Genomic DNA, 25,311 nt, shown 5'->3' with positions numbered 1-25,311 from the left:
CGAGCGGGGGAGTTCCCGGATGGCGGCTGGCGCCTTATCCGGGCTACCGGGTGATGCGGCTATTTGTCGGGTGGCGGCTTACGCTTGACCCGACCTACATAAAATAATAACCGCTCCGTTCGTAGCCCCGCTAAGCGCGGTGCGAGCGGGGGAGTTCCCGGATGGCGGCTGGCGCCTTATCCGGGCTACCGGGTGATGCGGCTATTTGTCGGGTGGCGGCTTACGCTTGACCCGACCTACATATAATAATAACCGCTCCGTTCGTAGCCCCGCTAAGCGTAGCGCAAGCGGGGGAATCCCATCGGCAGCAGGTTACCGCCAGGCGGCGAACTGCTCATCGTCGAGGTAGGCCTCGACCAGGGTTTTCGCCAGCGAATAGGAACCGATCAGCGGGTGCGCCATCAGCGCCCGCACCGCCAGCGACTTATCCTGCTGCAGGATCGCCGCAACCGCCAGCCGCTCATACTCTTTCACGCAGGAAATCATATTTTTCTGCGCCGTCGGCACCTTCACCGGCGTTACCGGCTTGAGACCCTCCCGGCTCAGGTCGCAGCTGATCTCAATCACGTCGTCAGGGCGTAAAAAGTCGAGCGTGCCATTATTCTGGATCGACACCACGATCCGCTTGGTGGTGGTGCTGTTCACCGCTTCCAGAATATCCAGCGCCACCCCGGCATAGCCGCCGGTGTCCGGCTCTTCGATAAACTGCCGCAGCGTCAGCGGCTCGCGGGTATTAAATTTCTCCTGACGGGATTCGTTCTGCATATAGCTGTTTTCCCGGCGAAGGTAGTGTTGCATCCAGATATTGAAGGCGGCTTCCGGCTGCGTTCTGGCATCCACGGTGCGCAGCGCCTGGCGCATCTCCTGATTGATACGGGCGATCTGCTCCCCGCGCGTTTCGCCTGCCCCCTGAATCGCCTTCAGCGCCTCGTCGCGATAGTAATAATAATAGAGATATTCGTTGAGTAACTGGTTATCGCACAGCCGCACCAGTTCGGGTGAGAAATACTGCATCGCGGTCTTCTGGTACAGCGTCGGGCTGGCGATCAGCCGCTCGGTCACCGCTTCCCCGCGCACGGTGAAGTGGGTAAACCAGGAGAAATGGTTCAGCCCATAGCATTCCACGCTCAGGTCGCGCTCCTCACAGCCGAGGATCGCCGGCAGCTCACGAATCAGCTCGGAGGGGGCATCGCAGATCCCGTAGACCCGACGCTTAAAGCCGGACTTAACGATCGCTTCCGTCACCAGGCCTGAGGGGTTGGTAAAGTTAAACAGAATGGCGTCTTCGGCGGCATGCGCTTCGATCAGCCGGCAATAGTCGAGGATCGCCGGGATCGAACGCATGGCCATCGCGAAGCCGCCGGCGCCGGTGGTCTCCTGGCCGAGGGTGTTATGTTGCAGCGCAATGCGCTCGTCGCGAATACGGCTTTCATCACCACCGACCCGCAGGGTGGTAATAATATAATTAGCGTTTTGCAGCGCCGCGACCGGGTCGGTGGTGGTCGTGAAATGAATATCCGAGCGAATGGTCGTAAATACATAGCGGGCAATTTCGCCGAATATCGCCAGATTATCTGCAGAGTTATCGAGAAAAACCACCTCCGTTAAACCAATGCGGTGAGCATTATATGCCAGAGATTTCGCTAAAAATGCAGAGCGAACGCCGCCCCCGCCTAATACGGTTAATTTCATACAAACTCCTCATTAATTTTCTGCTAACCAGTTATCAACCCGGGAACGTACCTGTCCCACTTTTACGCCATAAATAACCTGAACCTCATTGCGATTGCGCACTACGCCGTTGGCGCCGGTATTTTTTAATTGCGCGTCATCAACCCGCGCCATATCGCGCACGGCCACGCGCAGGCGGGTAAAACAATTATCGACGGAGAGAATATTCTCCTTGCCCCCGAGACCGCGGATAATGTCATCGGTGACCGACTGCGGCTGCGCGACTTTCTGGCGATACTCCGCTTTGCTGTAGAGCTTCACGTTCTCGTCATCTTCCCGGCCCGGCGTTTTCAGATTCAGCTTCACCACCAGAGTGCGGAAAATCACGTAGTAGACGGCGAACTGGCCGATACCGATAAGGACATATCCCGGCCAGCGCGTTAAGGAGACCGGTAGCGGCAGGTTATAGATCAGAAATTCGATCAGGCCCGAGGCTCCCCAGGGGCGTACGGTGAAAAGGTCGCAAATGGCCTGCGAGGCGGCGGTTAACGTCGCATGGATCACCCACAGCAGTGGCGAGACAAACAAGAAGGTGAACTCAATCGGCTCGGTGATGCCGGTCAGCATAGAGGTGATAATTGCCGGCAGCAGAATCGCCTTGGCCATCACTTTTTTCTCCGGCTTCGCGGTGTGGTAGAACGCCAGCGAGGCGCCGGCCAGGCCGAAGATGGTGGTCATCCCTTGCTGTGAGAAGCGTAGGGCCTCATTCATCACCGGGGTCAGATCCGGATGGCGCATGTAGGCGAGAAAAATGGCCTGGGTACCGGAGACCACCTGACCGTCCACGTTCAGGGTGCCGCCAATCTGGGTGAGCTGGAAGGGTGACCAGACAAAATGGTGCAGGCCGGTCGGGATAAGAAATTTTTCAAAGAAACCATAGACGAAGACCCCGGCGACCCCAGCATTTTTCATAAAGCCGGTGAGGGCGGAGATGCCGTGGGTCATAAACGGCCAAATCCAGGTAAAGGCGATGGCGTAGAAGATAACCACCGGCGTCATCGCCACCAGCGTCAGCTTGGCGCCGCCGTACATCGACAGCGCGCCGGGCAGCTCAATGGTAGAGACTTTATTGTGCACCCACGCGATAGTGCAGCCGAGAATAATGCCAAGGAAAACGCCCATATCCACCACTACAAAGCCCAGCAGTTGGGTTTGCCCGGTGCCATAATATTCACCGTTAATTTTTTCGGCGAGTCCGTGGGTGTGTTCCAGCCAGGAGTGGTTGGCGCCAAGAAACATAATGAAGCACATCACCGCAACCAGCGCGACTTCGGTTTTTTTATCTTTTGCCAGGCCATAGCTAATACCGACGCAAAATAATAAGCCGAGGTTGCCAAATAGAGGCCAAAAGGTGTCGCCGAGCATCTGCCCAAGCTGGTGCAGGAAACTGGTTTCAGCTATTAATGTCGGATTAGTTAATACTGAACTGAGGGCCAGAATTAAGCCAATGACCGGCAAGAACAATACGGCGCCGATCATGGCCCGGGAGAATTTTTGCATATTCTCCAGAATACGCTGACGTATTTCAGGCATGATTGATCCTTTTATATTTTTGTAGGTACAGGGAGCGGTTTCTTTTTATCGACTTCCAGTATTTTGGTTATAGCAACTCTGATATTTGAAAGGAACCAGTAGCGGTAAATAGGCACAGATAGCCGCTTATTGCACACAGGTTTCAGAATGCTTGCAGACCCCCTCCCTGAAAGTGAGAGAGCGTTGCCAGAGCGGCGTTTTTGCAGAGAAGCGTTCCCTCTCCCCGTGGGGGAGAGGGGGATGGGGCATCGCTAGGGCGTGACGGGAGCGGGCGCTGGCGCGGCGGGGGCGGTATTGACCTCGCCGTTGCGCATGGTTTGCGCCACCTGCTGTTTCTCCATATTTACGGCGCTAAGCTGTGCGTTGACCGTCGGCTTGAGCGGGGCATCGGCCTGCACGCTGCCGCTGGCGGTCAGCTGGAGGTTGCCATCCCCGCTAATGGGGAGCGAAGGCCAGCCCCAGGCCTGCAGAATATTCAGCGGCACGCCGCGGCCGTTCAGGCTCAAATTGACCTGGCGCTGCGGCAGCTGGGATACCGCGGCGGTGGCCTGCAGAATGCCGCGCTCGGTGAAGGCGCTGAGCTCAGTGATATTGACCGTCGACGCCGTGGCGCTCAGCTTGAGTGAAGGGCGACGCACGTCAATTCGGTTAAAGGTCGCCGCCGCGGCGTTCAGCGTCGCGCTACCGTTCCATACCCCCCAGCTGCCGTTTTTCACCAGCTGAAGCTCGCCGCCATAGCCATCGAGAGCGGTAATCTGCCATGGGAAGGCTGGGTCCACATCGATGATCAGGTTGCGGCTGGCGCTGAATTTTTTAAGCGTCAGGCTTTGCAGCCAGGCCGGCAGCGGCGCCATCCACAGTGGCTTCCAGTTCGCCGGCAGCGTGTACTCCAGCCCGGCGAAGGCGGTGTCGTCAAGCACCAGCGCGTTACCGGCGCGCAGCCAGTTGCCGGAGGTTCGCACCATGCCGCCCTCCCAGCGCGAGGAGAACTGGCGCAGGGCAATACCCTGGGGTGAAAATTCGGCATTCAGGATCGGGTCGAAAAAGTGCAGCGAGCCGTAGATAAATTCGCTGGCATTCATCGACAGCGTGCCGTCCTGGCTCTGCCAGCCGCCGTGACTGAGCGTCAGGTTGCGCAGGCTCAGGTCAAGGTCGGTTACCGCCCAGTCCGGCCCCTGCAGGCGGGCGTCGGTGATATCCAGGCGGCCAATCTGCAGAGAGGGGACCGTGGTTAACGGCGCGAAAAAGTCGGCCAGCGAGGCGGCGCTCTGCAGTCGGATCTCATTGAGCTGAAGGTTATCCACCAGCCAGCTGCCGTCGGCGCTGCGTTTCGCATTGCCGGTTAAGGTGCCGCGGGCGACATCGGCGCCGAGGGTGGAGAGGGTGACCTCGCCCTGATCAATCTTGCCCTGAATCAGAACATTGCTGGCTTCGACGCCATTGAGCGTCATCGAGCCCGCGCTCATCTGGATCTGCGCCGTTTTCCCCAGCACATTGCCTGCCTCCGGCGCCCATGGGCTGACGCCGCCAGTGACGCGCTGCGCGCTGAGCGCCCAGCCGGTTTCCGGACTATTGAAGGCCATATTGCGCAACATTAGCCGGTCGGCAGCGAACGGCAGGTCGGCAGAGTGGGGTGACAGATTCAGGGTGCCGTCGTTAAGGACAATCTCATCCGCATGCAGCGGGTCGCTAAACTGGCGGGTGCTGAAGCCAATATCGACCGTTTTCGCCACCAGGGTTGCCGGCTTGCCTTCCCGGCCAAAGGTGACGTTTTGCAACTGCACATGAAGAGGGGAGGAGAAATCGTGGTCCATCGCATCGAAGGAGACCTGCCAGCCGGTGCCATTGCTGAGCCAGGCGCTGGCCTGGCGGGCGCCCCAGTGGGTTTGCAGCAGGAACCACGCGCCAACGATGACGAGCAGCAGAGCGACTAGCAGCCAGAGAATCAGCTTTCCAAGAAATTTCATGGTCTTCCATTCTGTGAGATGCACATAACCGTGTTATGCCCGATTTATGCGCACTTCTCAAGGCAGGCGTGGTTTATTTCCGTGACGGGGCAGGCGGTGGAGGGCAGCGCCAGGGTGCCCCGGCCGATGGCACGACCGGGACGCGTTAAATCAGGCTTTTTCTGGCGGGAAAATTAAATTCAGAACAATCGCCGTGATACCGCCGGCGGCGATACCGGAGGAGAGCAGATTCTTCAGCCAGTCCGGCGCGAACTGCAGGATCAACGGCTGCTGCGACACGCCGAGGCCCACCGCCAGCGACAGGGCGATAATCAGGATCGCCCGGCGATTCAGCGGCTCGCGGGAGACGATGCGCACGCCGGACGCGGCGATGGTGCCGAACATCACCAGCGTGGCGCCGCCGAGCACTGGCTCAGGGATATGCTGTACGAAGCCGCTCACCGCCGGGAACAGCCCGAGGACGATCAGCATCAGCGCCACCACAAAGCCGACGTAGCGGCTGGCGACGCCGGTCAGCTGGATCACGCCGTTGTTCTGGCCGAAGCAGGAGTTCGGGAAGGTGTTGAAGACCGCGGACACAAAGGAGTTGAGGCCGTTAGCCAGCACGCCGCCTTTCAGGCGCTTCATATACAGCGGACCGGAGACCGGCTGTTCGGAGACGTCGGAGGTGGCGGTGATATCGCCGATGGTTTCCAGGGAGGTGATCATAAACACCAGCATCAGCGGCAGCAGCAGGCTCCAGTCGATGCCGAGGCCATAATAGAGCGGCGTCGGGACGGTGATGAGGCTGCTGTTGGTCGGGGCGGTGTTGGCTGGCAGCATATCGAGGAACCACGCCGCCAGATAACCGGCAGCCATGGCAATCACCAGCGAAGCGATGCGCAAATAGGGATTACGCTGGCGGTTGAGAATGATGATCAGCGCCAGCACGATGCCCGCCAGCAGCAGGTTCTTCGGCGCGCCGAAGGTATGGTCGGCCATCGCCGCGTAGCCGCCGCCGATGGAGGTCAACCCAACCTGAATCAGCGACAGGCCGATGATCATCACCACCACGCCGGAGACCAGCGGGGTAATGATGCGGCGCGCGAGGTGCAGGACGCGGGAGAGGACCATTTCCGTGCAGCTGGCCAGCATCAGGGTGCCGAACAGGGCGGCCATCATCGTCGGGACGTCGGCGCCGCCGGTTTTCAGCGCGGTGCCGCCCATGATCAGCGGGGCGACAAAGTTGAAGCTGGTGCCCTGGATGGAGAGCAGTCCGGAACCGACCGGGCCCCAGGCTTTGATCTGAATAATGGAGGCCACGCCGGAGGCGAACAGCGACATGCTGATGATATGTTGGGTATCTTGCGCCGGGAGACCGAGAGCCTGGCAGATTAATAGCGCCGGGGTGATCACCGCGACAAACATCGCCAGCAGGTGCTGGAAGGCGGCGAACAGGGTTTGCGGTAGGGGCGGGCGATCTTCGAGGCGGTAAATTAATTCGCTGGCTGGTTTATGCGCAACCGGTTGCGCATTTTCTGACTCTGCGGTGTTAACGGACATCACAAGCAATCCCAAGGTGGCAAAGCCGGAATTTTATCGGACTGTAGACCAAAAGCAAACGTTTGCCAGCGTTTGCCCATAAAAATTTATGCTGTGAATATGCGCAACGAGATTATTAACATTTTGTATGCTAAATCGCATCATTCAGGATACAAAATATCTTTTTCTGTCATTTTTTCCGCCGTTCTGCGTAAAATCCCCCTCTGCCTCCTCATGAAGAGAAGCTAAAGACACCAGGAATATCGTCGCGTGTGAATGGATCATGCGCCCATAAGGAGCTTTTTATGTTTCATCTCGATACCTTATCGACGCTCGTTGCCGCAACGCTTGTGCTATTACTCGGCAGAAAACTCGTCCAAACCGTACCCCTCCTCAAGAAATACACCATTCCTGAACCTGTTGCCGGCGGTCTGCTGGTGGCGCTGGCGCTGCTGGTGCTGAAAAAAAGTATGGATATCGATATTGATTTCGATATGAGCCTCAAAGATCCGCTGATGCTGGCGTTCTTCGCCACCATCGGTCTGAACGCCAACCTGGCCAGCCTGCGGGCGGGCGGCAAGGTGCTGGGTACCTTTCTGATTGTGGTGGTTGGTCTGTTGCTGCTGCAGAACGCCCTCGGTATCGGCATGGCGAAGCTGTTGGGCCTGGATCCGCTGATGGGTCTGCTGGCCGGTTCTATTACCCTTTCCGGCGGCCACGGCACCGGGGCGGCATGGAGCAAGCTGTTCGTTGAGCGCTATGGTTTTGCCAACGCCACCGAGGTGGCGATGGCCTGCGCGACTTTCGGCCTGGTGCTCGGCGGCCTGATCGGCGGCCCGGTGGCGCGTTACCTGGTGAAACACTCTTCCTCGCCGGACGGGACGCCGGACGATCAGGTGGCGCCGACCGCCTTCGAAAAGCCGGACGTGGGGCGGGTGATCACCTCGCTGGTGCTGATCGAGAGTATCGCCCTGATCGCCATCTGTCTGACGGTGGGCAAGGTGGTTGCGCAACTGCTGGCGGGCAGTGTCTTTGAATTGCCGACCTTTGTCTGCGTGCTGTTTATCGGCGTGATCCTCAGCAACAGCCTGGCGCTGGCGGGGCTGTATCGGGTGTTCGATCGCGCGGTGTCGGTGCTGGGCAACGTCAGCCTGTCGCTGTTCCTCGCCATGGCGCTGATGAGCCTCAAGCTCTGGGAACTGGCTTCTCTGGCGCTGCCGATGATTATTATCCTGGCGGTGCAGGCGGTAGCGATGGCGCTGTATGCGGTGTTCGTCACCTATCGGATGATGGGTAAAAACTACGATGCCGCGGTGCTGGCAGCCGGGCATTGCGGGTTTGGTCTGGGGGCAACGCCGACGGCGATCGCCAATATGCAGGCAATTACCGACCGTTTCGGCCCGTCACATATGGCCTTCCTGGTGGTGCCGATGGTGGGGGCGTTCTTTATCGATATCGTCAACGCGCTGGTGATTAAGCTGTACCTGTTGCTGCCGATATTTGGTTGATAAAAAACCCGGAGGCGGTGCTGCGCACCTGTCCGGGCTACAAGATCGTGCTGTTTGGGGTTTTGTAGCCCGGCTAAGGCGTTTACGCCGCAAGCCGGGAATACCTCCACAATCTTACGCTTCGTCGTGCTCTTCCCACGCTAACGCGCGTTTCACCGCTTTCTTCCAGCCGCTGTAACGATAGTTACGCTCGGTGGTTTCAATCCCCGGGCGGAATTCACGCTCAATCACCGCTTTTTCCTGCAGCTCATCGAGGTTCTGCCAGAAGCCGACCGCCAGACCGGCCAGATAGGCGGCGCCCAGGGCTGTCACTTCGCGCACTTCCGGACGCTCCACGCGGGTGCCGAGGATATCGGACTGGAACTGCATGAGGAAGTTGTTGGCCACCGCGCCGCCATCCACGCGCAGCGCATGCAGACGGATACCGGAGTCAGCCTGCATCGCTTCCAGCACGTCGCGGGTCTGATAGGCGATGGACTCCAGCGTCGCACGGATAATGTGGTTCGAGTTCACGCCACGGGTGAGGCCGAAAATCGCGCCGCGGGCATAGGGGTCCCAGTACGGCGCGCCAAGACCGGTGAACGCAGGCACGACGTACACGCCGTTGGTGTCCTTCACTTTGGTGGCGAAGTACTCGGAATCGAACGCATCGCTGATGAGCTTCATCTCGTCGCGCAGCCACTGAATGGAGGCGCCAGCCATAAACACCGCCCCTTCCAGTGCGTAGTTCACCTCGCCGCGCGGACCGCAGGCGATGGTGGTCAGCAGACCGTGAGTGGAGGTCACCGCTTTTTCGCCGGTGTTCATCAGCATAAAGCAGCCGGTGCCGTAGGTGTTTTTCGCCATCCCTTCCTTGACGCACAGCTGGCCGAACAGGGCCGCCTGCTGGTCACCGGCGATCCCGGCGATAGGAATGCGGGTCCCGCCTTTACCACCGATGTTGGTCTGGCCGTACACTTCGGACGACTTGCGTACTTCCGGCAGCATGGCGCGCGGAATATCCAGCGCGTCGAGCATCTTGTCGTCCCAGTCCAGGTCGTGGATGTTGAACAGCATGGTACGCGAGGCGTTGGTGTAGTCGGTGACATGCACGCGACCCTGGGTCATCTTCCAGATAAGCCAGGTGTCCACGGTGCCGAACAGCAGCTCACCGCGCTTCGCACGCTCACGGGAACCTTCGACATGGTCGAGGATCCATTTCACCTTGGTGCCGGAGAAGTAGGGGTCCACCACCAGGCCAGTGGCCTTGCGGATATACTCCTCCATCCCGTCACGCTTGAGCTGCTCGCAGATCTCGGCGGTGCGGCGGCACTGCCAGACGATGGCGTTATAGATCGGTTTGCCGGTCTCGCGCTCCCACACCACCACGGTCTCACGCTGGTTGGTGATACCGATGGCCGCGATCTGATCGGAGTTGATATCCGCTTTGGCCAGCGCTTCGACCAGCGTCGAGCTTTGGGACGCCCAGATTTCCATCGGGTCGTGTTCAACCCAGCCTGGCTTAGGATAAATTTGTTCGAATTCTCGCTGGGAGACGCTGACGATATTGGCATCATGATCCATCACAACGGCCCGGGAGCTGGTAGTGCCCTGGTCAAGCGCAACGATATATTTTTTGTCGGTCATAGTCGGTGTCCCGTAGTCAGATTACAGCGAAGCTTTATGTTGAGTGGAGGAAGAGGAGGGGCTCTCTTGCTCTTCGTCCACGCAGGTGTCGCAAGGCAGGTGGCGGCCAATCAGCTTACGATAGCTGAACGCGCCCAGCGCCGCGCCGACCACCGGTGCGCACAGCGGCACCAGGAAATAAGGAATATCTTTACCGCCGGTGAAGGCGACGTCGCCCCAGCCGGCCAGCCAAGCGAAGGCTTTCGGGCCGATATCACGCGCCGGGTTCATGGCGAAGCCGGTCAGCGGTCCCATGGAGGCGCCAATCACCGCGATCAGCAGGCCGATCAGCAGCGGCGCCAGCGGGCCGCGCGGCACACCGTTGCCATCGTCGGTCAGCGCCAGGATGACGCCCATCAGGATAGCGGTAATCACCATCTCTACCGCGAAGGCCTGCACAAAATTGATATGCGGGTTCGGGTAAGTGGAGAAGATGCCAGCCAGATCAAGGCTTTCCACGCTGCCGCGTACCATATGGTGGGTGGTTTCATAATCGAGGAAAAGATTGTAATAAAGCCCGTAAACTAATGCCGCAGCGCAAAAGGCGCCAGCGAATTGCGAAATAATAAAAGGAACCACTTTGCGGCCATCGAAGCAGGCGAACAGCCAGAGCGCGATAGTCACCGCAGGGTTAAGGTGCGCACCGGATACCCCTGCGGTCAGGTAGATCGCCATGGCGACGCCCAGACCCCAGATGATGCTGATTTCCCATTGTCCGAAGCTGGCTCCCGCGACCTTGAGCGCAGCCACGCACCCAACGCCGAAAAAGATCAACAACCCGGTACCGAGGAACTCTGCGATGCACTGGCCTTTTAAGGTTGATGTTTGGCTCATAATCGAATCCTGAAGCGTGGTGATGATTATTGTATGTAGGGTGGTCACAGACGACCATATTGCCATGTAGGCATAGTGTTAATTTATCGTTAACGAGCAAAAACGAGAAATATCGAACTTCAAATGTGTGTACCACGTCAAGAAAATGAGCGTTTTCGCGCCATTCGCGCGCATTAAGCGCGCTGCCGGAGCGTTTCACCTCGCATTTTGTTAACCATAATATTAACAATGGCTCATGAAGTACGAGCGAACTGCGCTGAAAGTACCAGGTAAAGACTGAAAAGTGTTGCAAACCGCAATCTGCGCGGCTTGCCGCTGGACAGGGGCGGCGGGGATTCATACAATCGACGATAACACCGCTATGTGCGCTAATTTTCGTTAAGGCGGGACCGCGTATACGAAACACCAGTTTCTATCAACGCCTTGCAAGTTCAGGAGAGGTATGACGATGTCATTAGAAGTGTTTGAGAAATTAGAATCTAAGGTTCAGCAGGCGATTGATACCATCACTCTGTTGCAGATGGAAATCGAAGAGCTGAAAGAAAAGAACAACACCCTGGTGCAGGAAGTTCAGAGCGCGCAGCATGGTCGTGAAGAGCTGGAGCGCGAAAACAGCCAGCTGAAAGAGCAGCAGCAGGGCTGGCAGGAGCGTCTGCAGGCGCTGCTGGGCCGCATGGAAGAAGTCTAATCGCTTCACGCCCTCTCCCGCCAGGGAGGGGGTGATCCTTATCCCTTCCTTTATACTCACAAGTTATAGCCAATCTTTTTTTATTCTTTAATCATTGAATCGCTTTCTGGCACGCTTAGCCCATCACAACACGACATAAAGAGAGCGGTGCGATGAATAAGTGGGGCGTAGGGTTAACTCTGTTGCTGGCATCCGCCAGCGTTCTGGCAAAAGATTTTCAGCTATTAAACGTATCTTATGATCCAACGCGCGAGCTGTACGAACAGTACAACAAAGCGTTCAGCGCGCACTGGAAGCAGGAGACCGGCGACAACGTGGTGATCCGCCAGTCGCACGGCGGCTCCGGCAAGCAGGCGACTTCGGTGATTAACGGTATTGAAGCGGATGTGGTTACGCTGGCGCTGGCCTACGACGTCGACGCGATCGCTGAGCGCGGTCGTATCGATAAAAACTGGCTGAAGCGCCTGCCGGATAACTCCGCGCCTTATACTTCCACCATCGTGTTCCTCGTCCGTAAGGGCAACCCGAAACAGATCCATGACTGGAACGACCTGATCAAACCGGGCGTGTCGGTCATCACCCCGAACCCGAAAAGCTCCGGCGGCGCTCGCTGGAACTACCTGGCGGCCTGGGGCTATGCCCTGCATCAGAACCATGGCGACCAGGCGAAAGCCCAGGATTTCGTCAAGGCGCTGTATAAAAACGTGGAAGTGCTGGACTCCGGCGCGCGCGGTTCGACCAATACCTTCGTAGAACGCGGGATCGGCGATGTGCTGATCGCCTGGGAAAACGAAGCGCTGCTGGCGACCAACGAACTGGGCAAAGACAAGTTTGAAATCGTGACCCCGAGTGAGTCGATTCTGGCTGAGCCGACCGTTTCGGTGGTCGATAAAGTCGTGGATAAGAAAGGCACCCGCCAGGTGGCGGAAGCGTACCTGAAGTATCTCTACTCGCCGGAAGGCCAGGAGATTGCGGCGAAGAACTTCTACCGTCCGCGCGATCCGAACGTGGCGAAGAAATATGCTAATGAATTCCCGAAACTGAAACTGTTCACTATCGATCAGGAGTTCGGCGGCTGGACGAAAGCGCAGAAAGAGCACTTCTCCAACGGCGGCACCTTCGACCAGATTAGCCAGCGTTAATTCTCTTGTCCCTGCTTGCGCTACGCTTAGCAGGGCTACAGTTCTGCGCTGTGCGTAACCCGGGTAAGGCGCCAGACGCCACCCGGGAATCCCTGCTTGCACTAGGCTTAGCAGGGCTACAGTTCTGCGCTGTGCGTAGCCCGGGTAAGGCGCCAGCCGCGACCCGGAAAACGCTCCGCCCGTCATCTGTTTTCATTTAGTCATCAAATTACGTTACTCTTCCGCTTCAGGCTTAACAGGGAATGAAAATGAGAAGAGTAAGATACTTTTTGCTGGCGCTGCTGGTGGCGATCCTCGCGGCGCTGGCGGGCGGCTACTACTGGCTGCACTCTGGCAACCCGGACGCGTTGCGCAAGATTGTTCTGCAGCAGTGCGTCCCCCATCAGCAACAGCAGCAAAACCCGTCGCCGTGCGCCGAAGTGAACCTCAAGGGCGGCTATGTGCTGTTTAAAGATCGTAACGGCCCGCTGCAGTATTTGCTGATGCCGACCTACCGCATTAACGGCACCGAAAGCCCGCTGCTGTTGGATCCACTGACGCCGAACTTCTTCTGGCAGGCCTGGCAGGGGCGTGAGATCATGAGCCAGCACCACGGCGCGCCGGTTCCCGATAACGCGGTATCGCTGGCGATCAACTCGCGCAGCGGACGCACGCAAAACCATTTCCATATTCATATCTCTTGCCTGCGCCCCGATGTGCGCGCGCAGTTAGACAAGGATGCGGCGGCGATCAGCAGCCGCTGGCTGCCGTTGCCGGGTGGGCTTCAGGGCCATGAATATCTGGCGCGCCGGGTGACGGAGGCGGAGCTCGCCCAGCGCAGCCCGTTCCTGATGCTGGCGGAAGAGGTGCCGGAGGCGCGTCAGCATATGGGACGCTACGCGCTGGCGATGGCGCAGCAGAGCGACGGCTCTCTGGTGCTGCTGGCGACGGAGCGTAACCTGCTGTCCCTGAACCGGGCCTCGGCGGAAGAGATCCAGGATCATCGCTGCGCCATCCTTAACGCAAACCACTAGTTCTGGCGTTTACCTGTCTTACCTGTCGTCGTATTCTTGCTGAAAAAAACGACAGGAGACAGGCATGTCGCTCTGGCTTACCCACCCGCTGTTCCTCCCTTCACTGATTGTCGGCGTTACCATTGTGCTCTGGGCGACGTCGCTGCTGCCGGAATTTATCACCGCGCTGCTGTTTTTCGCTGCGGCGATGATGGCGAAAATCGCCCCGCCGGAGGTGATCTTTGGCGGCTTTGCCTCCTCGGCCTTCTGGCTGGTGTTCAGCGGCTTTGTGCTCGGCATCGCGATCCGTAAAACCGGGCTGGCGGACCGGGCGGCGCAGGCGCTGTCGGCGCGGCTAACCGACTCCTGGCCGCGGATGGTCGCCAGCGTGGTACTCCTGAGCTATGCCCTGGCGTTCGTGATGCCTTCCAACATGGGGCGCATCGCGCTGCTGATGCCGATCGTGGCGGCGATGGCCCGCCGGGCGGGCATTGTCGACGGCAGCCGCGGCTGGTTCGGCCTGGCGCTGGCGGTGGGGTTCGGCACCTTTCAGCTTTCGGCGACGATTTTGCCCGCCAACGTGCCGAATCTGGTGATGAGCGGCGCGGCGGAGGGCTCGTACGGTATCCATCTGAATTATGTTCCCTATTTACTGCTGCATACGCCGGTGCTTGGCTGGCTGAAAGGGGCGGCGCTGGTGGCGCTGATCTGCTGGCTGTTTCCCGGTAAGCCGCATCCGCCGCGCGACCTGGCGCCGCTGCCGGCGATGAGCCGCGACGAGAAGCGTCTGGCGTGGCTGCTGGCGGTGGTCCTCACGCTGTGGGTGACCGAGAGCTGGCATGGCATCGGCCCGGCGTGGACCGGCCTGGCGGCGGCGGTGGTCACGCTGTTGCCGCGGGTGGGCTTTATCAGTGGCGAAGAGTTTGCCAGCGGGGTGAATATGCGCACCTGTATTTATGTTGCCGGGATTTTGGGGCTAGCGATCACCGTCACCCAAACCGGGATTGGCGGCGTGGTGGGCAATGCGCTGCTGCAGGTGATGCCCCTGGATAAAGACAATCCTTTCACCAGCTTCCTGGCGCTGACCGGAATTACCAGTGCGCTGAACTTTATTATGACCGCCAACGGCGTGCCGGCGCTGTATACCACCTTTGCCCAGAGCTTTGCCGACGCCACTGGCTTCCCGCTGCTGAGCGTGATTATGATTCAGGTGCTGGGCTATTCCACGCCGCTGCTGCCGTATCAGGCGTCGCCAATCGTGGTCGCGATGGGGTTAGGCAAAGTCCCGGCGAGGGCGGGAATGTTGCTTTGTCTGGCGCTGGCGGCGGTGAGCTATTTGATTTTACTGCCGCTGGACTACGCGTGGTATCAGCTGTTGGGGAAACTGTAACGGCAAAAGAAAGCCCGGCTTGCGCTGTGCGAAGCCGGGCCTCAGAGATTTATCAGTCATCCCGGTCGCGTGTCGCCACCGGGAAAAGCGAATTACGCTTTTTTCGCCGCTTCCGCAGCTTTCACGATCACCGCGAAAGCGTCAGCTTTCAGGGAGGCGCCGCCAACCAGCGCGCCGTCGATGTCCGGCTGGGTGAACAGCTCTGCGGCGTTGCCAGCGTTAACGGAACCGCCGTACTGGATGATCACTTGCTCAGCGATTTTCGCGTCAGCTTTAGCAATGTGGTCACGGATGAATTTGTGCACCGCCTGAGCCTGAGCCGGGGTCGCGGATTTGCCGGTACCGATAGCCCATACCGGTTCGTAAGCGATAACCACGCCTTCGAAAGCGGCAGCGCCCTGCGTTTTCAGTACCGCGTCGATCTGACGTGCGCAAACTTCTTCCGTTTTGCCCGCTTCGTTTTCGGCTTCGGTTTCACCGATGCACAGTACCGGAGTCAGACCCTGCTCTTTCAGCACGGCGAATTTCTTCGCGATCAGCTCGTCGGATTCTTTGTGGTAGGTACGACGCTCGGAGTGGCCGATGATGATGTACTGTGCGCCGATATCTTTCAGCATTTCGGCGGAGGTTTCACCGGTGAAAGCGCCGGACAGGTTTACGTCAACGTTCTGCGCGCCCAGGTGGATGTGGCTGCCTTCTGCCGCACGCTTAGCCAGGTCCAGATACATTTCCGGCGGGGCGATGGCAACTGCGCAGCCGCTTACGCCAGCCAGCTCGGTACGCAGGTTCGCAACCAGTTCGTTTACCATGTGGCGGCTGCCGTTCAGTTTCCAGTTACCCATCACTAAAGGATGTCGCATTTTAATTCTCCACGCTACTTAAGCGAATTAAGGAATATAGCCGCCCCAGAGGGCAGCATGGTCTGTGAAACAGTATAGAGACTCGTCACTGGAAAGGCTTTGCTTTTTGTCATTTATTGTTACCTTCCAGCGTTTCAGATAGCGCCAGCTTAATCGGTTCAACAGCGAAGGTCAGACCCTTTTCACCATGATCTGCCACCACATAGCGCACAGCGCCCTCGGTGTCGGAGAAGTAGCGTTTGCCTTTGCCGGCAGTCAGCAGTTTCTGCAGTTTTTGCTGGCTCTGCGCCGGGCTAAGGGTGGGCACGAAGGCGCGGATCATGGCGCTCATATACTCCAGCGCTTTGGCCTTCGCCGCCTTTTGCTCCGGCCCCTGGATCGGCAGCCAGGTGATCTGCATGGATTTGATCTTCAGCGTGCCGCGCTCCAGCGCGGTGGAGGCGTAGAGATTTTCGTTAATCTTGCTGGCGGCGCGGGTCAGGTTAGCCCGATCGCGGCTGGTTGATATGGAACGGAATTCATTCAGAGGCAGCTTCGGGTTATCGACGTTAAATTTTTCCCGAAACTGGCTGATCGACAGGTCAAAGCTCGGCGCGCCGGCGAGCAGGTAGGGGGCAGCGGTCGTCGATTCGCTTTCTGCGGACAACGCATGCGGGCCGACGGCAAGGCCCATCAGCCCACTGAAACACAAGATTGTCCACTTCTTCATGCCCGTCGTTCCTTTTTTTGCCTGCTGACGATTAAATCGGGAAGCGCGGCGCTTGTCAAAAAGTCACGACGCCAGGGTAAACTACGTAGACGATGATGATAAGGAAAAACGCATGACCCTACAGCAGTGGTTATTCTCAATTAAAGGGCGCATTGGCCGCCGCGATTTCTGGATCTGGATTGCCATTTGGCTGGTGACCATGAGCGCGCTGTTCACCCTGGCAGGCAGCAATCTGCTTAATCTGCAGACGGCGGCGTTTATTATTGTCTGCCTGCTGTGGCCGACGGCGGCGGTGGTGGTGAAGCGGCTGCACGATCGCGGCAAATCCGGACTGTGGGCGCTGCTGATGATTCTGGCGTGGATGCTGCTGGCGGGGAACTGGGCGATGCTGCCGCAGGTCTGGCAGTGGGGCGTCGGGCGCTTTGTGCCGACGCTGATTATCGTCATGATGCTGATCGACCTGGGGGCGTTTGTCGGCACCCAGGGCGAGAATAAGTTCGGCAAGGAGACCCAGGACGTGCGCTGGAAAGCGGACGCCTGATTACCAGTAGTGCTCCGCCGTCATGTGGCCCGGCCGGCGACGCAGATGTTTGGTCATCTGCCGGGTCTCTTTTAACAGCTGTTGGGTATCGCGTACCATCTGCGGGTTGCCGCACAGCATCACATGGCTGGTGTCGCGGGTCATCGGCAGGCCGACCGCCTCCTCCAGCGCCCCGGTTTCAATCAGGAACGGCACCCGGCCGGTCAGCGAGCCTTCCACGGTTTCGCGGCTGACCACCGTCTGGATGCGTAATTTGCCGGCGTAGCGCTGCTCGAGTTCGCGCATCAGCGGCAGATAGCTCAGGTCCGCGGCGTAGCGCACGGCGTGGACCAGCACCAGATGATTAAATCGCTCAAGATCTTTGCCTTCCTGGAGAATCGACAGATAAGGCCCGAGGGCGGTGCCGGTCGCCAGCATCCACAGAGTATCGCAATCCGGTACTTCCTCGAGGACGAAGAAGCCAGCCGCTTCGCTCACCACCTGGACCTCATCGCCCGGTTTCAGCGCCGCCAGACGCGGGCTCAGCTTGCCTTCCGGGACGGTGACCAGATAGAACTCGAGATCGGGATTGCCGGGGGCGTTGACGTAGGAGTAGGCGCGCTGCACGCGTTCGCCGTCGATTTCCAGCCCGAGCTTGGTAAATTGCCCGGCGGTAAACGGATGGACAGGCGCCCGCACGTATAAACTGAACAAGGCGTCCGTCCAGTACTCCACTTTTGTCACTTTGCCGCTAACCCAGTCCGCCATCGTCTTCTCCTGTTGCCAAGCGATGCCTTATCTTCGGCCCAGACGGGCAAGATTTCCACCCCGCAGGCGCAAGAAAGCTCTATTGATCAAATATAAACGAAGAACAGGACAACCGCCCGCGGACGGTTGCCTGGAGGAGAGAAAGCGGTATTACAGGATGTGCTGCTGGACGTCCGGATCTTTACGGTCGAGGTAATGAATCGACTGGATCCGACGGATGGTGCGCGACTTGCCGCGGATCAGCAGCGTCTCGGTGGTGGCCATATTGCCCTTACGGGTGATGCCGTCCAGCAGATCGCCTTTGGTGATGCCGGTAGCGGAGAAGACGACGTTATCGCTGCGCGCCATTTCATCAAGGCGCAGCACTTTACCCGCTTCGATGCCCATGGTTTTGCAGCGCGCCAGCTCGTTTTCACCGATGCGGCGATTCTCTTCGCTGTCGCCCTTCACGTGGTGACGAGCCAGCAGGCGGCCCTGCATATCGCCGTCGAGCGCGCGGATCACCGCGGCGGAAACCACCCCTTCCGGCGCGCCGCCGATGCCGTACAGCACGTCCACTTCGCTATCCGGCATGCAGGTAAGAATGGAGGCCGCGACGTCGCCATCGGGAATGGCGAACACGCGCACGCCCAGCTGCTGCAGCTGAGCAATCGCCGCATCGTGGCGCGGTTTCGCCAGCACGGTGACGGTCAGCTCGCCCAGCGGCTTGTTCAGCGCGCGGGCGATATTGCGCAGGTTCTCTTCCAGCGGCAGATTGAGATCGATAGCGCCTTTAGCGCCTGGGCCGACAATCAGCTTTTCCATATACATATCCGGCGCGTTGAGGAAGCAGCCTTTATCGCCGACCGCCATCACTGCCAGGGCATTAGCCTGGCCCATCGCCGTCATCCGGGTACCTTCGATGGGATCGACGGCGATATCCACCGCATCGCCCTGGCCGGTGCCCACTTTTTCGCCGATATAGAGCATCGGCGCTTCATCGATTTCGCCCTCGCCGATGACGATGGTGCCGTCGATATTGACGAGGTTAAGCATAATGCGCATGGCGTTAACCGCTGCGCCGTCGGCGGAGTTTTTATCGCCGCGGCCCAGCCATTTATAGCCCGCCAGCGCGGCGGCTTCGGTGACACGCGAAAATTCGATGGCCAGTTCTCGTTTCATAATCCACTCATTGTGTAGAAAGATTGCCCGCAGCGCGGCAAAAGCGCGCTACGCGTTGGAATAGCGTTCGGTTTCCGGCATCCAGCGCTCGATCAGCGCCTGGGCCTGCAGCGGATAGCGTTCATGAATGTGACGCGCAATGCGCTGAACGTCGGGGATCATCGCCTGATCGCGCAGCAAATCCGCCACTTTAAACTCAGCGTTGCCGGTCTGGCGGGTGCCGAGCAGCTCACCGGGACCGCGAATTTCAAGGTCTTTCTGGGCGATGACGAAACCGTCGTTACTGTCACGCAGCACCTGCAGGCGTTTCTGCGCCGTTTTAGAGAGCGGCGATTTATAGAGTAGCACGCAGTGGGAAGCGACCGCGCCGCGCCCGACGCGCCCTCTGAGCTGGTGCAGCTGCGCCAGACCCAGACGTTCCGGGTTTTCGATAATCATCAGGCTCGAGTTCGGTACGTCGACACCGACTTCAATGACCGTCGTGGCCACCAGCAGATGCATTTCGCCCTGCTTGAAAGCCTGCATCACCGCCTGCTTCTCCGCCGGTTTCATCCGCCCGTGCACCAGACCGATATTCAGCTCCGGCAGCGCCAGCTTGAGCTCCTCCCAGGTCGCTTCCGCCGCCTGGGCCTCCAGCAGATCGGACTCCTCAATCAGCGTACAGACCCAATACGCCTGGCGGCCTTCGTGGGTGCAAGCGTTGCGCACGCGGTCAATAATATCGCTGCGCCGGGTGTCCGGGATAGCGACGGTAGTCACCGGGGTTCGGCCCGGCGGCAGCTCGTCGATAACCGAGGTATCGAGGTCGGCGTAGGCGGTCATCGCCAGGGTGCGCGGGATCGGCGTGGCGGTCATGATCAGCTGATGCGGGTGGAAACCTTGCTGCTGACCTTTCTCCCACAGCGCCAGCCGCTGGTGTACGCCGAAGCGGTGCTGTTCGTCGATGATCACCAGCGCCAGGCCGTTAAACTGCACCTGTTCCTGGAAGATGGCGTGGGTGCCGACAATCATCTGCACCTCGCCGCTGGCAATAGCGTCCTGCTGCGCCTGGCGTGCTTTGCCTTTCTGTTTGCCCGCCAGCCAGCCGACCTCAATGCCCAGCGGTGCAAACCAGCTGCGGAAGTTGTTGGCGTGCTGCTCGGCGAGCAGTTCGGTGGGCGCCATCAGCGCCACCTGTTTGCCATGGGCGATAGCGCGCAGAGCGGCCAGGGCGGCGACCAGCGTTTTACCGGAGCCGACGTCGCCCTGCACCAGGCGCATCATCGGCACGTCCAGCGCCATATCGCGCTCGATCTCGGCGGTGACCCGCGCCTGCGCGCCGGTGGGCTTAAAGGGCAGGGAGGCCAGCAGCTGATTTTTCAGGGTATCGTTGGCGCCGAGCGGCAGGGCGTGATAGCGCTGGGCGCCTGCCCGTAGCGCCAGCATGCTGAGGTTGTGCGCCAGCAGCTCTTCCAGAATCAGGCGCTGCTGCGCCGGGTGCTTGCCGCTTTCCAGCTCGCTAAGTTGCAATGAGGGAGGCGGACGGTGCAGCGTACGCAGCGCCTCCGGCAGGCTCATCATCCCCTGCGCCAGCTCCGGCGGCAGGAGTTCGCTAATTGCGCAGGTCTCGAGCAGCTCGAGCGCCTGATCGGTGAGCTTGCGCAGGGTCGCCTGCTTAATGCCTTCGGTAGTCGGGTAGACCGGCGTCAGGGTCTCCTGCAGCTCCGGGGTGCTCATATCGCCCTGGACGCGGTATTCCGGGTGGATCATCTCGGCGCCGTACTTCCCGCGTTTGGCTTCACCGTAGGCCAGCACTCGTCGACCGGTCGCGAGGCTGTTTTTCATCGCCGCGTTGAAGTTGAAAAAGCGCATGGTGAGGATGCCGGTGCCATCGCTGATCTGGCAGGTCATCATTCGGCGGCCGCCGAAGGTGATATTGCTGTTGAGCACTTCGCCTTCCACGGTGGCATAAACCCCGGGCAGCAGATCGGCTATCGGGTAAAGATGGGTGCGATCTTCGTAGCGCAAAGGCAGGTGCAGCAGCAGATCCTGTACCGTATGCAGGCCGATCTTCGCCAGCTTGCTGCTCTGCGCAGCCCCAACGCCGGTGAGTGAACTGAGCGGAACGGCATCTAACAGGCGGCCTGACATGGGGTTTACCTCGCAGCCTGCATGGTGGCCCACCACGCGGCATCGGCTTCCACTTCGCCCTGCTCGTTAACGTGGGGGTAAGGCAGCCCTTTCTGTCTCGCGACGCGGGCCAGCACCGGATAGCCGCCTTCAAACAGCAGGCGCTGCTGCTCTTCCGGCGGCAGCATGCTGTTGGCGCGTTGGTACATCCCGGCGTTTTGTCGCTGCCGCTGGGCTTCATACAGGATCAGCGCCGAGGCGACGGAGACGTTCAGCGACTGCACCATGCCGATCATCGGGATAATAATGTCCTGATCGGCCAGGGCCAGCGCTTCCTGAGTGATGCCGGTTTTCTCCTGACCCATCAGGATGCAGGTTGGGCGCGTATAGTCGATTTCACGGAAATCGATGGCTTTGCTGGAAAGATGGGTGGCGAGGATTTGCATACCCTGGCCTTTGAGGTGGCCGACGGCATCTGCGATGGTACGGTGGGTTTTCACCTGCACCCAGCTGTTGCTGCCCGCGGCGGCGGAGGCCATGGTGCGCATCCGGCTGCTCGGCCAGACCGCGTGCACCTCGTGTACGCCAACGGCGTCTGCGGTCCGGATGACCGCAGAGACGTTATGGGGCTTATGGACCTGCTCCATGCAGACCGTCAGGTCAGGCTGACGCCTGGCGAGCATCTCGCAGATACGCGCATAACGCTGTGAATTCATTACACTTCATCCTTCGAATTACCTCTTTAGTCGCTGCGGATCACGCGGCCCATCCCTGGACCTCGCCCCTGACGGGGCCTGCAAGCAGCGTTCAAATCTGCTCCCGGCAGATTTGTCATTCGCTTGCTGCCTTGATGCAATTCGAATGTTTTGTCTAAAAGCTAATTTCGGTTACGGGTGACTTTAATCACGTCCGGCATGACGCGGATTTTGCGCATGATATTCGCCAGATGCACGCGGTCGCGGGCGGTCAGGCGGATAAAGGCGCTGTATACGCGGCCATCTTTCTCTTCCGTATTCAGACTCTGGATATTGGAAGAGGCGGTGTTGATCGCCGCCGTCAGGTTAGCCAGTGCGCCCTGGTGGTTAAACATATCCACCTTGATCTCCGTAATGAACTCCTGAGCGGTCTCTTTATCCCACTCAACCGCCATAAATTTCTCCGGCTCTTTCTGGTAGCCGCGGATGTTACGACAGGATTCATGATGGATAACCAGCCCTTTGCCGGGACTGACGTGGGCGATAATCGGGTCACCGGGGATCGGACGACAGCATTTGGCAAAAGTGATCAGCACGCCATCGGCGCCTTTGATCGGTAGATGGCCGTGGTTTGAGGCATTGGCCGGCACCGGAGCCGCAGCGGCTTCGCCCTGCTGCAGGTTTTTCGCCACCACCACGCTCATGGCGTTGCCCAGACCGATCTCCGCCAGCAGATCGTCAAGCGAGGCCAGCTTCATCCGGTCGAGCTCGCGCTGGATATTCTCCGGCGGGATCTCGGCGAGTTTGCGGCTACCGCCCAGCGCGTGGTTGAGCAGACGACGGCCAAGGCTGACCGAGTCATCGCGCTTGAGGTTTTTCAGCAGCTGACGGATCTTGGCGCGCGCCTTCGAGCTGACGACAAAGTTCAACCAGGCGGCATTCGGACGTGCGCCCGGCGCGGTAATAATTTCGACAGTCTGACCGCTGGAGAGCGGCTGCGACAGTGGATAGGGCTGGCGGTCGACGCGCGCGCCGACGCAGGCATGGCCGATATCGGTATGCACCGCATAGGCGAAGTCCACCGGCGTGGCGCCAGCGGGCAGTTCGACAATGCGCCCTTCCGGGGTGAAAACGTAAATCTCATCGGGGAACAGATCGGATTTAACGCTCTCAATAAATTCAAACGAGCTGCCGGCGCTCTGCTGCAGCTCCAGCAGGCTTTGCATCCAGCGCTGGGCGCGGATTTGCGCGGTGGTGCTGCTTTCGCCGCCGTGCTCTTTATAAGCCCAGTGCGCTGCGACCCCCATCTCCGCCATCTGATCCATGTCTTCGGTACGAATTTGTACCTCGACCGGGACGCCGTGGGGGCCGATCATCGAGGTGTGCAAAGACTGATAGCCGTTCGCTTTCGGAATGGCGATGTAATCTTTGAAACGACCTGGACGCGGTTTATAGAGGCTGTGCATCTGGCCAAGCACGCGGTAGCAGACATCGGCATCGTGGACGATAACGCGGAAGGCGTAGATATCCATGATCGAGTGAAAACGCTGCTCTTTGAGCACCATTTTGCAGTAGATCGAGTACAGATGCTTTTCGCGACCGCTGACGCGGCAGGGGATCCCCGCTTCCTGCAAACGCCCTTCGATTTCCGAGAGGATCTTTTGGATCATCTCTTTACGGTTGCCGCGCGCCGCTTTGACCACCTCTTTAATGACGCGGTAGCGGTTCGGGTACAGCGCCTCAAAGCCCAGCTCTTCGAGCTCAGTTTTGATGTGATGGATACCTAAACGGTGCGCCAGCGGGCTGTAGATTTCCAGCGTTTCGCGGGCGATGCGGCGGCGTTTATCCGGGCGTAGCGAGCCCAGGGTACGCATGTTGTGGGTGCGGTCGGCAAGCTTGATGAGGATGACGCGGATGTCCTGCACCATCGCCATGATCATTTTACGAAAGTTTTCGGCCTGCGCCTCTTTCTTATCGCGGAACTTGAGCTTATCAAGTTTCGATACCCCCTCTACCAGTTCGGCGACGCTTTTACCAAAAAGCTGTTCCATGTCCTGGTAGGTGGCGGGAGTATCTTCAATCACATCATGCAGCAGCGCGGCCATCAGCGTTTCGTAGTCGAGCTTCATCTCGGCCAGAATACAGGCTACCGCGACCGGGTGCGTAATATAAGGTTCACCGCTTGAACGTGTCTGACCCTCGTGAGCGTCACGTGCAACGAGATACGCCTGCCGCAGACGTTTGATCTGGTCTTCCGGCAGGTAGTTTTGAATCAGCTGATTCAGGCTTTCAAACAGATACAAGGGCGACCCGCTGTGTGATTAACGACGACCTTCAGCAATCGCGGTAACGGCTTGTAATTCAGCGGCTTCCTGCTCTTGCTGTTCCTGGCGCTCACGTACGTCGAGGATCTGGTTGTTGATCAGACCTTCTTCGATTTCGCGCAGTGCGATTACGGTGGTTTTATCGTTTTCTTCCGGTACCAGCGGATCCTTTCCGCCTACCTGCATCTGACGAGCGCGACGCGCGGCGACCAGTACCAGGTCAAAACGGTTACCAATTTTCTCTACAGCGTCCTGAACAGTTACGCGTGCCATACTTAAAATGCTCCACAGGTGAAGAAATGACTGGGCATGATACTGAATGTGGGTTCAGTCTGCCAATAGTTTGGTGATTAAAGCGCCATGTCGCTGCTTTTGGCGGCTCATGCGCAGACGTTCAGCGCGGATGATATTTTTCAGGTCGCTCAGGGCGGTGTCAAAATCATCATTCACAATCAGGTAATCATACTCGGCGTAATGGCTCATTTCCGCAACGGCCTGGGCCATTCGTTTCGCGATCACCTCTTCGCTGTCCTGGCCGCGGCCGCGCAGGCGACGGTCCAGTTCATCTTTTGACGGCGGCAGAATAAAAATGCTGCGTGCGCCCGGCATGCTTTTACGGATCTGCTGCGCGCCCTGCCAGTCGATATCGAGGAAGACATCAACACCGGTCGCCAGCACCTGCTCGATCGCTTTACGCGACGTGCCGTAATAGTTGCCAAAGACCTCTGCATGTTCCAGAAACGCGTTTTCGCCAATCATCGAGCGGAATTCGTCGTGATTCACGAAGAAATAGTGTTCGCCGTGCACTTCACCCGGACGCGGCGCCCGCGTGGTATGGGAAACCGATACCTGGGTGTCATACAACGGTTGGGTTTTTAATAAAGCCTGAATCAGGCTGGATTTACCCGCGCCGCTAGGGGCGGAAACAATATAAAGCGTGCCTTGAGCCATGAGTGTCTTTTGTATGTGGTTATCGAAAGAGGTCCTACATACGAGCCTATTATACACGTCGCCGCGGCGTGACGCAGTCCTTGTCACACTTTTTGCCGCTGTTTCTTTCATTTTGCCTGCCGTTTTCCTGAATTCGCCAGCTGTTGCTGCAACGAGGTGCAAATCCTGGAAGGCGCTTCGCAGGGTGAAAAAGCCCCCGTCGCGGTTTCCGGTATTCTGCCGCAGACTCTCCGTCAGGTGCTG

At 58.9% G+C, this 25,311-nt stretch carries 21 protein-coding genes; 6 read left to right on the top strand and 15 right to left on the bottom strand.

The annotated features are described in order from the left end of the window. Positions 1-312 precede the first annotated feature (312 nt). From ACQUTI_RS20435 to ACQUTI_RS20420, 4 genes are all read right to left on the bottom strand, one after another. Complete coding sequence (locus ACQUTI_RS20435) at positions 313-1,692, bottom strand: glycoside hydrolase (RefSeq protein WP_428923353.1); 1,380 nt, start codon at positions 1,690-1,692, stop codon at positions 313-315. 12 nt (positions 1,693-1,704) lie between these two features. Then, the gene (locus ACQUTI_RS20430) at positions 1,705-3,264 is read right to left on the bottom strand and encodes a PTS transporter subunit EIIC (RefSeq protein ID WP_004205095.1); all 1,560 of its coding nucleotides are present in this window, start codon (positions 3,262-3,264) and stop codon (positions 1,705-1,707) included. Between the two features lie 251 nt (positions 3,265-3,515). After that, positions 3,516-5,231, bottom strand: a complete 1,716-nt coding sequence (locus tag ACQUTI_RS20425) for an AsmA family protein (protein ID WP_094334440.1) — start codon at positions 5,229-5,231, stop codon at positions 3,516-3,518. 150 nt (positions 5,232-5,381) lie between these two features. Beyond that, positions 5,382-6,773: a nucleobase:cation symporter-2 family protein gene (locus tag ACQUTI_RS20420; RefSeq protein WP_004150226.1), complete on the bottom strand. Its 1,392-nt coding sequence runs from the start codon at positions 6,771-6,773 to the stop codon at positions 5,382-5,384. A gap of 284 nt (positions 6,774-7,057) precedes the next feature. Here ACQUTI_RS20420 and gltS point away from each other — a divergent pair, with 284 nt between their 5' ends. Continuing rightward, positions 7,058-8,260: a sodium/glutamate symporter gene (gltS, locus tag ACQUTI_RS20415; RefSeq protein WP_004901437.1), complete on the top strand. Its 1,203-nt coding sequence runs from the start codon at positions 7,058-7,060 to the stop codon at positions 8,258-8,260. 114 nt (positions 8,261-8,374) lie between these two features. On the opposite strand, the gene glpK is transcribed toward gltS, so the two are convergent. Both glpK and ACQUTI_RS20405 read right to left on the bottom strand, forming a co-directional pair. Then, the gene (gene glpK / locus ACQUTI_RS20410; protein ID WP_004873089.1) at positions 8,375-9,886 is read right to left on the bottom strand and encodes a glycerol kinase GlpK; all 1,512 of its coding nucleotides are present in this window, start codon (positions 9,884-9,886) and stop codon (positions 8,375-8,377) included. Between the two features lie 21 nt (positions 9,887-9,907). Then, positions 9,908-10,759 carry an MIP/aquaporin family protein gene (locus tag ACQUTI_RS20405; protein ID WP_004205091.1) on the bottom strand — a complete coding sequence of 284 codons (852 nt, stop codon included), beginning with the start codon at positions 10,757-10,759 and terminating at the stop codon, positions 9,908-9,910. Between the two features lie 442 nt (positions 10,760-11,201). Here ACQUTI_RS20405 and zapB point away from each other — a divergent pair, with 442 nt between their 5' ends. The 4 genes from zapB to ACQUTI_RS20385 all read left to right on the top strand — a co-directional run bounded on the left by zapB (position 11,202) and on the right by ACQUTI_RS20385 (position 14,971). After that, on the top strand, positions 11,202-11,447 hold the full coding sequence (gene zapB / locus ACQUTI_RS20400; protein WP_004150222.1) for a septal ring assembly protein ZapB: 246 nt from the start codon (positions 11,202-11,204) through the stop codon (positions 11,445-11,447). A gap of 152 nt (positions 11,448-11,599) precedes the next feature. Further along, entirely contained in the window at positions 11,600-12,589 is a 990-nt protein-coding gene (locus tag ACQUTI_RS20395) for a sulfate ABC transporter substrate-binding protein (RefSeq protein ID WP_004205090.1), read from the top strand. 242 nt (positions 12,590-12,831) lie between these two features. Continuing rightward, a complete protein-coding gene (locus tag ACQUTI_RS20390) occupies positions 12,832-13,602 on the top strand; it encodes a CDP-diacylglycerol diphosphatase (protein ID WP_074195322.1) in 771 nt (256 codons plus the stop codon). Positions 13,603-13,666: 64 nt separating this feature from the next. Continuing rightward, a complete protein-coding gene (locus ACQUTI_RS20385) occupies positions 13,667-14,971 on the top strand; it encodes an SLC13 family permease (RefSeq protein ID WP_428923352.1) in 1,305 nt (434 codons plus the stop codon). A gap of 92 nt (positions 14,972-15,063) precedes the next feature. Here the strand turns inward: ACQUTI_RS20385 and tpiA are convergent, their stop codons facing one another. Further along, positions 15,064-15,831, bottom strand: coding sequence for a triose-phosphate isomerase (gene tpiA / locus ACQUTI_RS20380; protein WP_002922909.1), 768 nt, complete (start codon positions 15,829-15,831; stop codon positions 15,064-15,066). A gap of 109 nt (positions 15,832-15,940) precedes the next feature. Continuing rightward, a complete protein-coding gene (locus ACQUTI_RS20375) occupies positions 15,941-16,540 on the bottom strand; it encodes a YiiQ family protein (protein WP_043522751.1) in 600 nt (199 codons plus the stop codon). 112 nt (positions 16,541-16,652) lie between these two features. Here ACQUTI_RS20375 and ACQUTI_RS20370 point away from each other — a divergent pair, with 112 nt between their 5' ends. Beyond that, positions 16,653-17,081, top strand: a complete 429-nt coding sequence (locus tag ACQUTI_RS20370) for a DUF805 domain-containing protein (protein WP_004173894.1) — start codon at positions 16,653-16,655, stop codon at positions 17,079-17,081. On the opposite strand, the gene fpr is transcribed toward ACQUTI_RS20370, so the two are convergent. The 7 genes from fpr to gmk form a co-directional block, all read right to left on the bottom strand. Beyond that, on the bottom strand, positions 17,082-17,828 hold the full coding sequence (fpr, locus tag ACQUTI_RS20365) for a ferredoxin--NADP(+) reductase (protein ID WP_064183513.1): 747 nt from the start codon (positions 17,826-17,828) through the stop codon (positions 17,082-17,084). It lies immediately after the preceding gene. A 150-nt stretch (positions 17,829-17,978) separates the two neighbouring features. After that, positions 17,979-18,989, bottom strand: a complete 1,011-nt coding sequence (gene glpX / locus ACQUTI_RS20360; protein ID WP_004205085.1) for a class II fructose-bisphosphatase — start codon at positions 18,987-18,989, stop codon at positions 17,979-17,981. Positions 18,990-19,037: 48 nt separating this feature from the next. Next, on the bottom strand, positions 19,038-21,119 hold the full coding sequence (gene recG, locus ACQUTI_RS20355) for an ATP-dependent DNA helicase RecG (protein WP_023319342.1): 2,082 nt from the start codon (positions 21,117-21,119) through the stop codon (positions 19,038-19,040). A gap of 5 nt (positions 21,120-21,124) precedes the next feature. Beyond that, positions 21,125-21,814 (bottom strand): tRNA (guanosine(18)-2'-O)-methyltransferase TrmH, encoded by a 690-nt coding sequence (gene trmH / locus ACQUTI_RS20350; protein ID WP_004205081.1) that lies wholly within the window; start codon positions 21,812-21,814, stop codon positions 21,125-21,127. A 161-nt stretch (positions 21,815-21,975) separates the two neighbouring features. Beyond that, on the bottom strand, positions 21,976-24,096 hold the full coding sequence (gene spoT, locus ACQUTI_RS20345; RefSeq protein ID WP_004205080.1) for a bifunctional GTP diphosphokinase/guanosine-3',5'-bis pyrophosphate 3'-pyrophosphohydrolase: 2,121 nt from the start codon (positions 24,094-24,096) through the stop codon (positions 21,976-21,978). An 18-nt stretch (positions 24,097-24,114) separates the two neighbouring features. After that, positions 24,115-24,390 (bottom strand): DNA-directed RNA polymerase subunit omega, encoded by a 276-nt coding sequence (gene rpoZ / locus ACQUTI_RS20340; protein ID WP_000135058.1) that lies wholly within the window; start codon positions 24,388-24,390, stop codon positions 24,115-24,117. A gap of 54 nt (positions 24,391-24,444) precedes the next feature. Further along, positions 24,445-25,068: a guanylate kinase gene (gene gmk / locus ACQUTI_RS20335; protein WP_002922664.1), complete on the bottom strand. Its 624-nt coding sequence runs from the start codon at positions 25,066-25,068 to the stop codon at positions 24,445-24,447. Positions 25,069-25,311 lie beyond the last annotated feature (243 nt).

The organism is Klebsiella sp. 7-CIP_Kleb., from assembly GCF_050378655.1.
GTDB lineage: Bacteria > Pseudomonadota > Gammaproteobacteria > Enterobacterales > Enterobacteriaceae > Klebsiella > Klebsiella quasipneumoniae.
The sequence above is the reverse complement of the archived record's forward strand: the minus strand, read 5'-3'. Positions and strand labels throughout refer to the sequence as shown.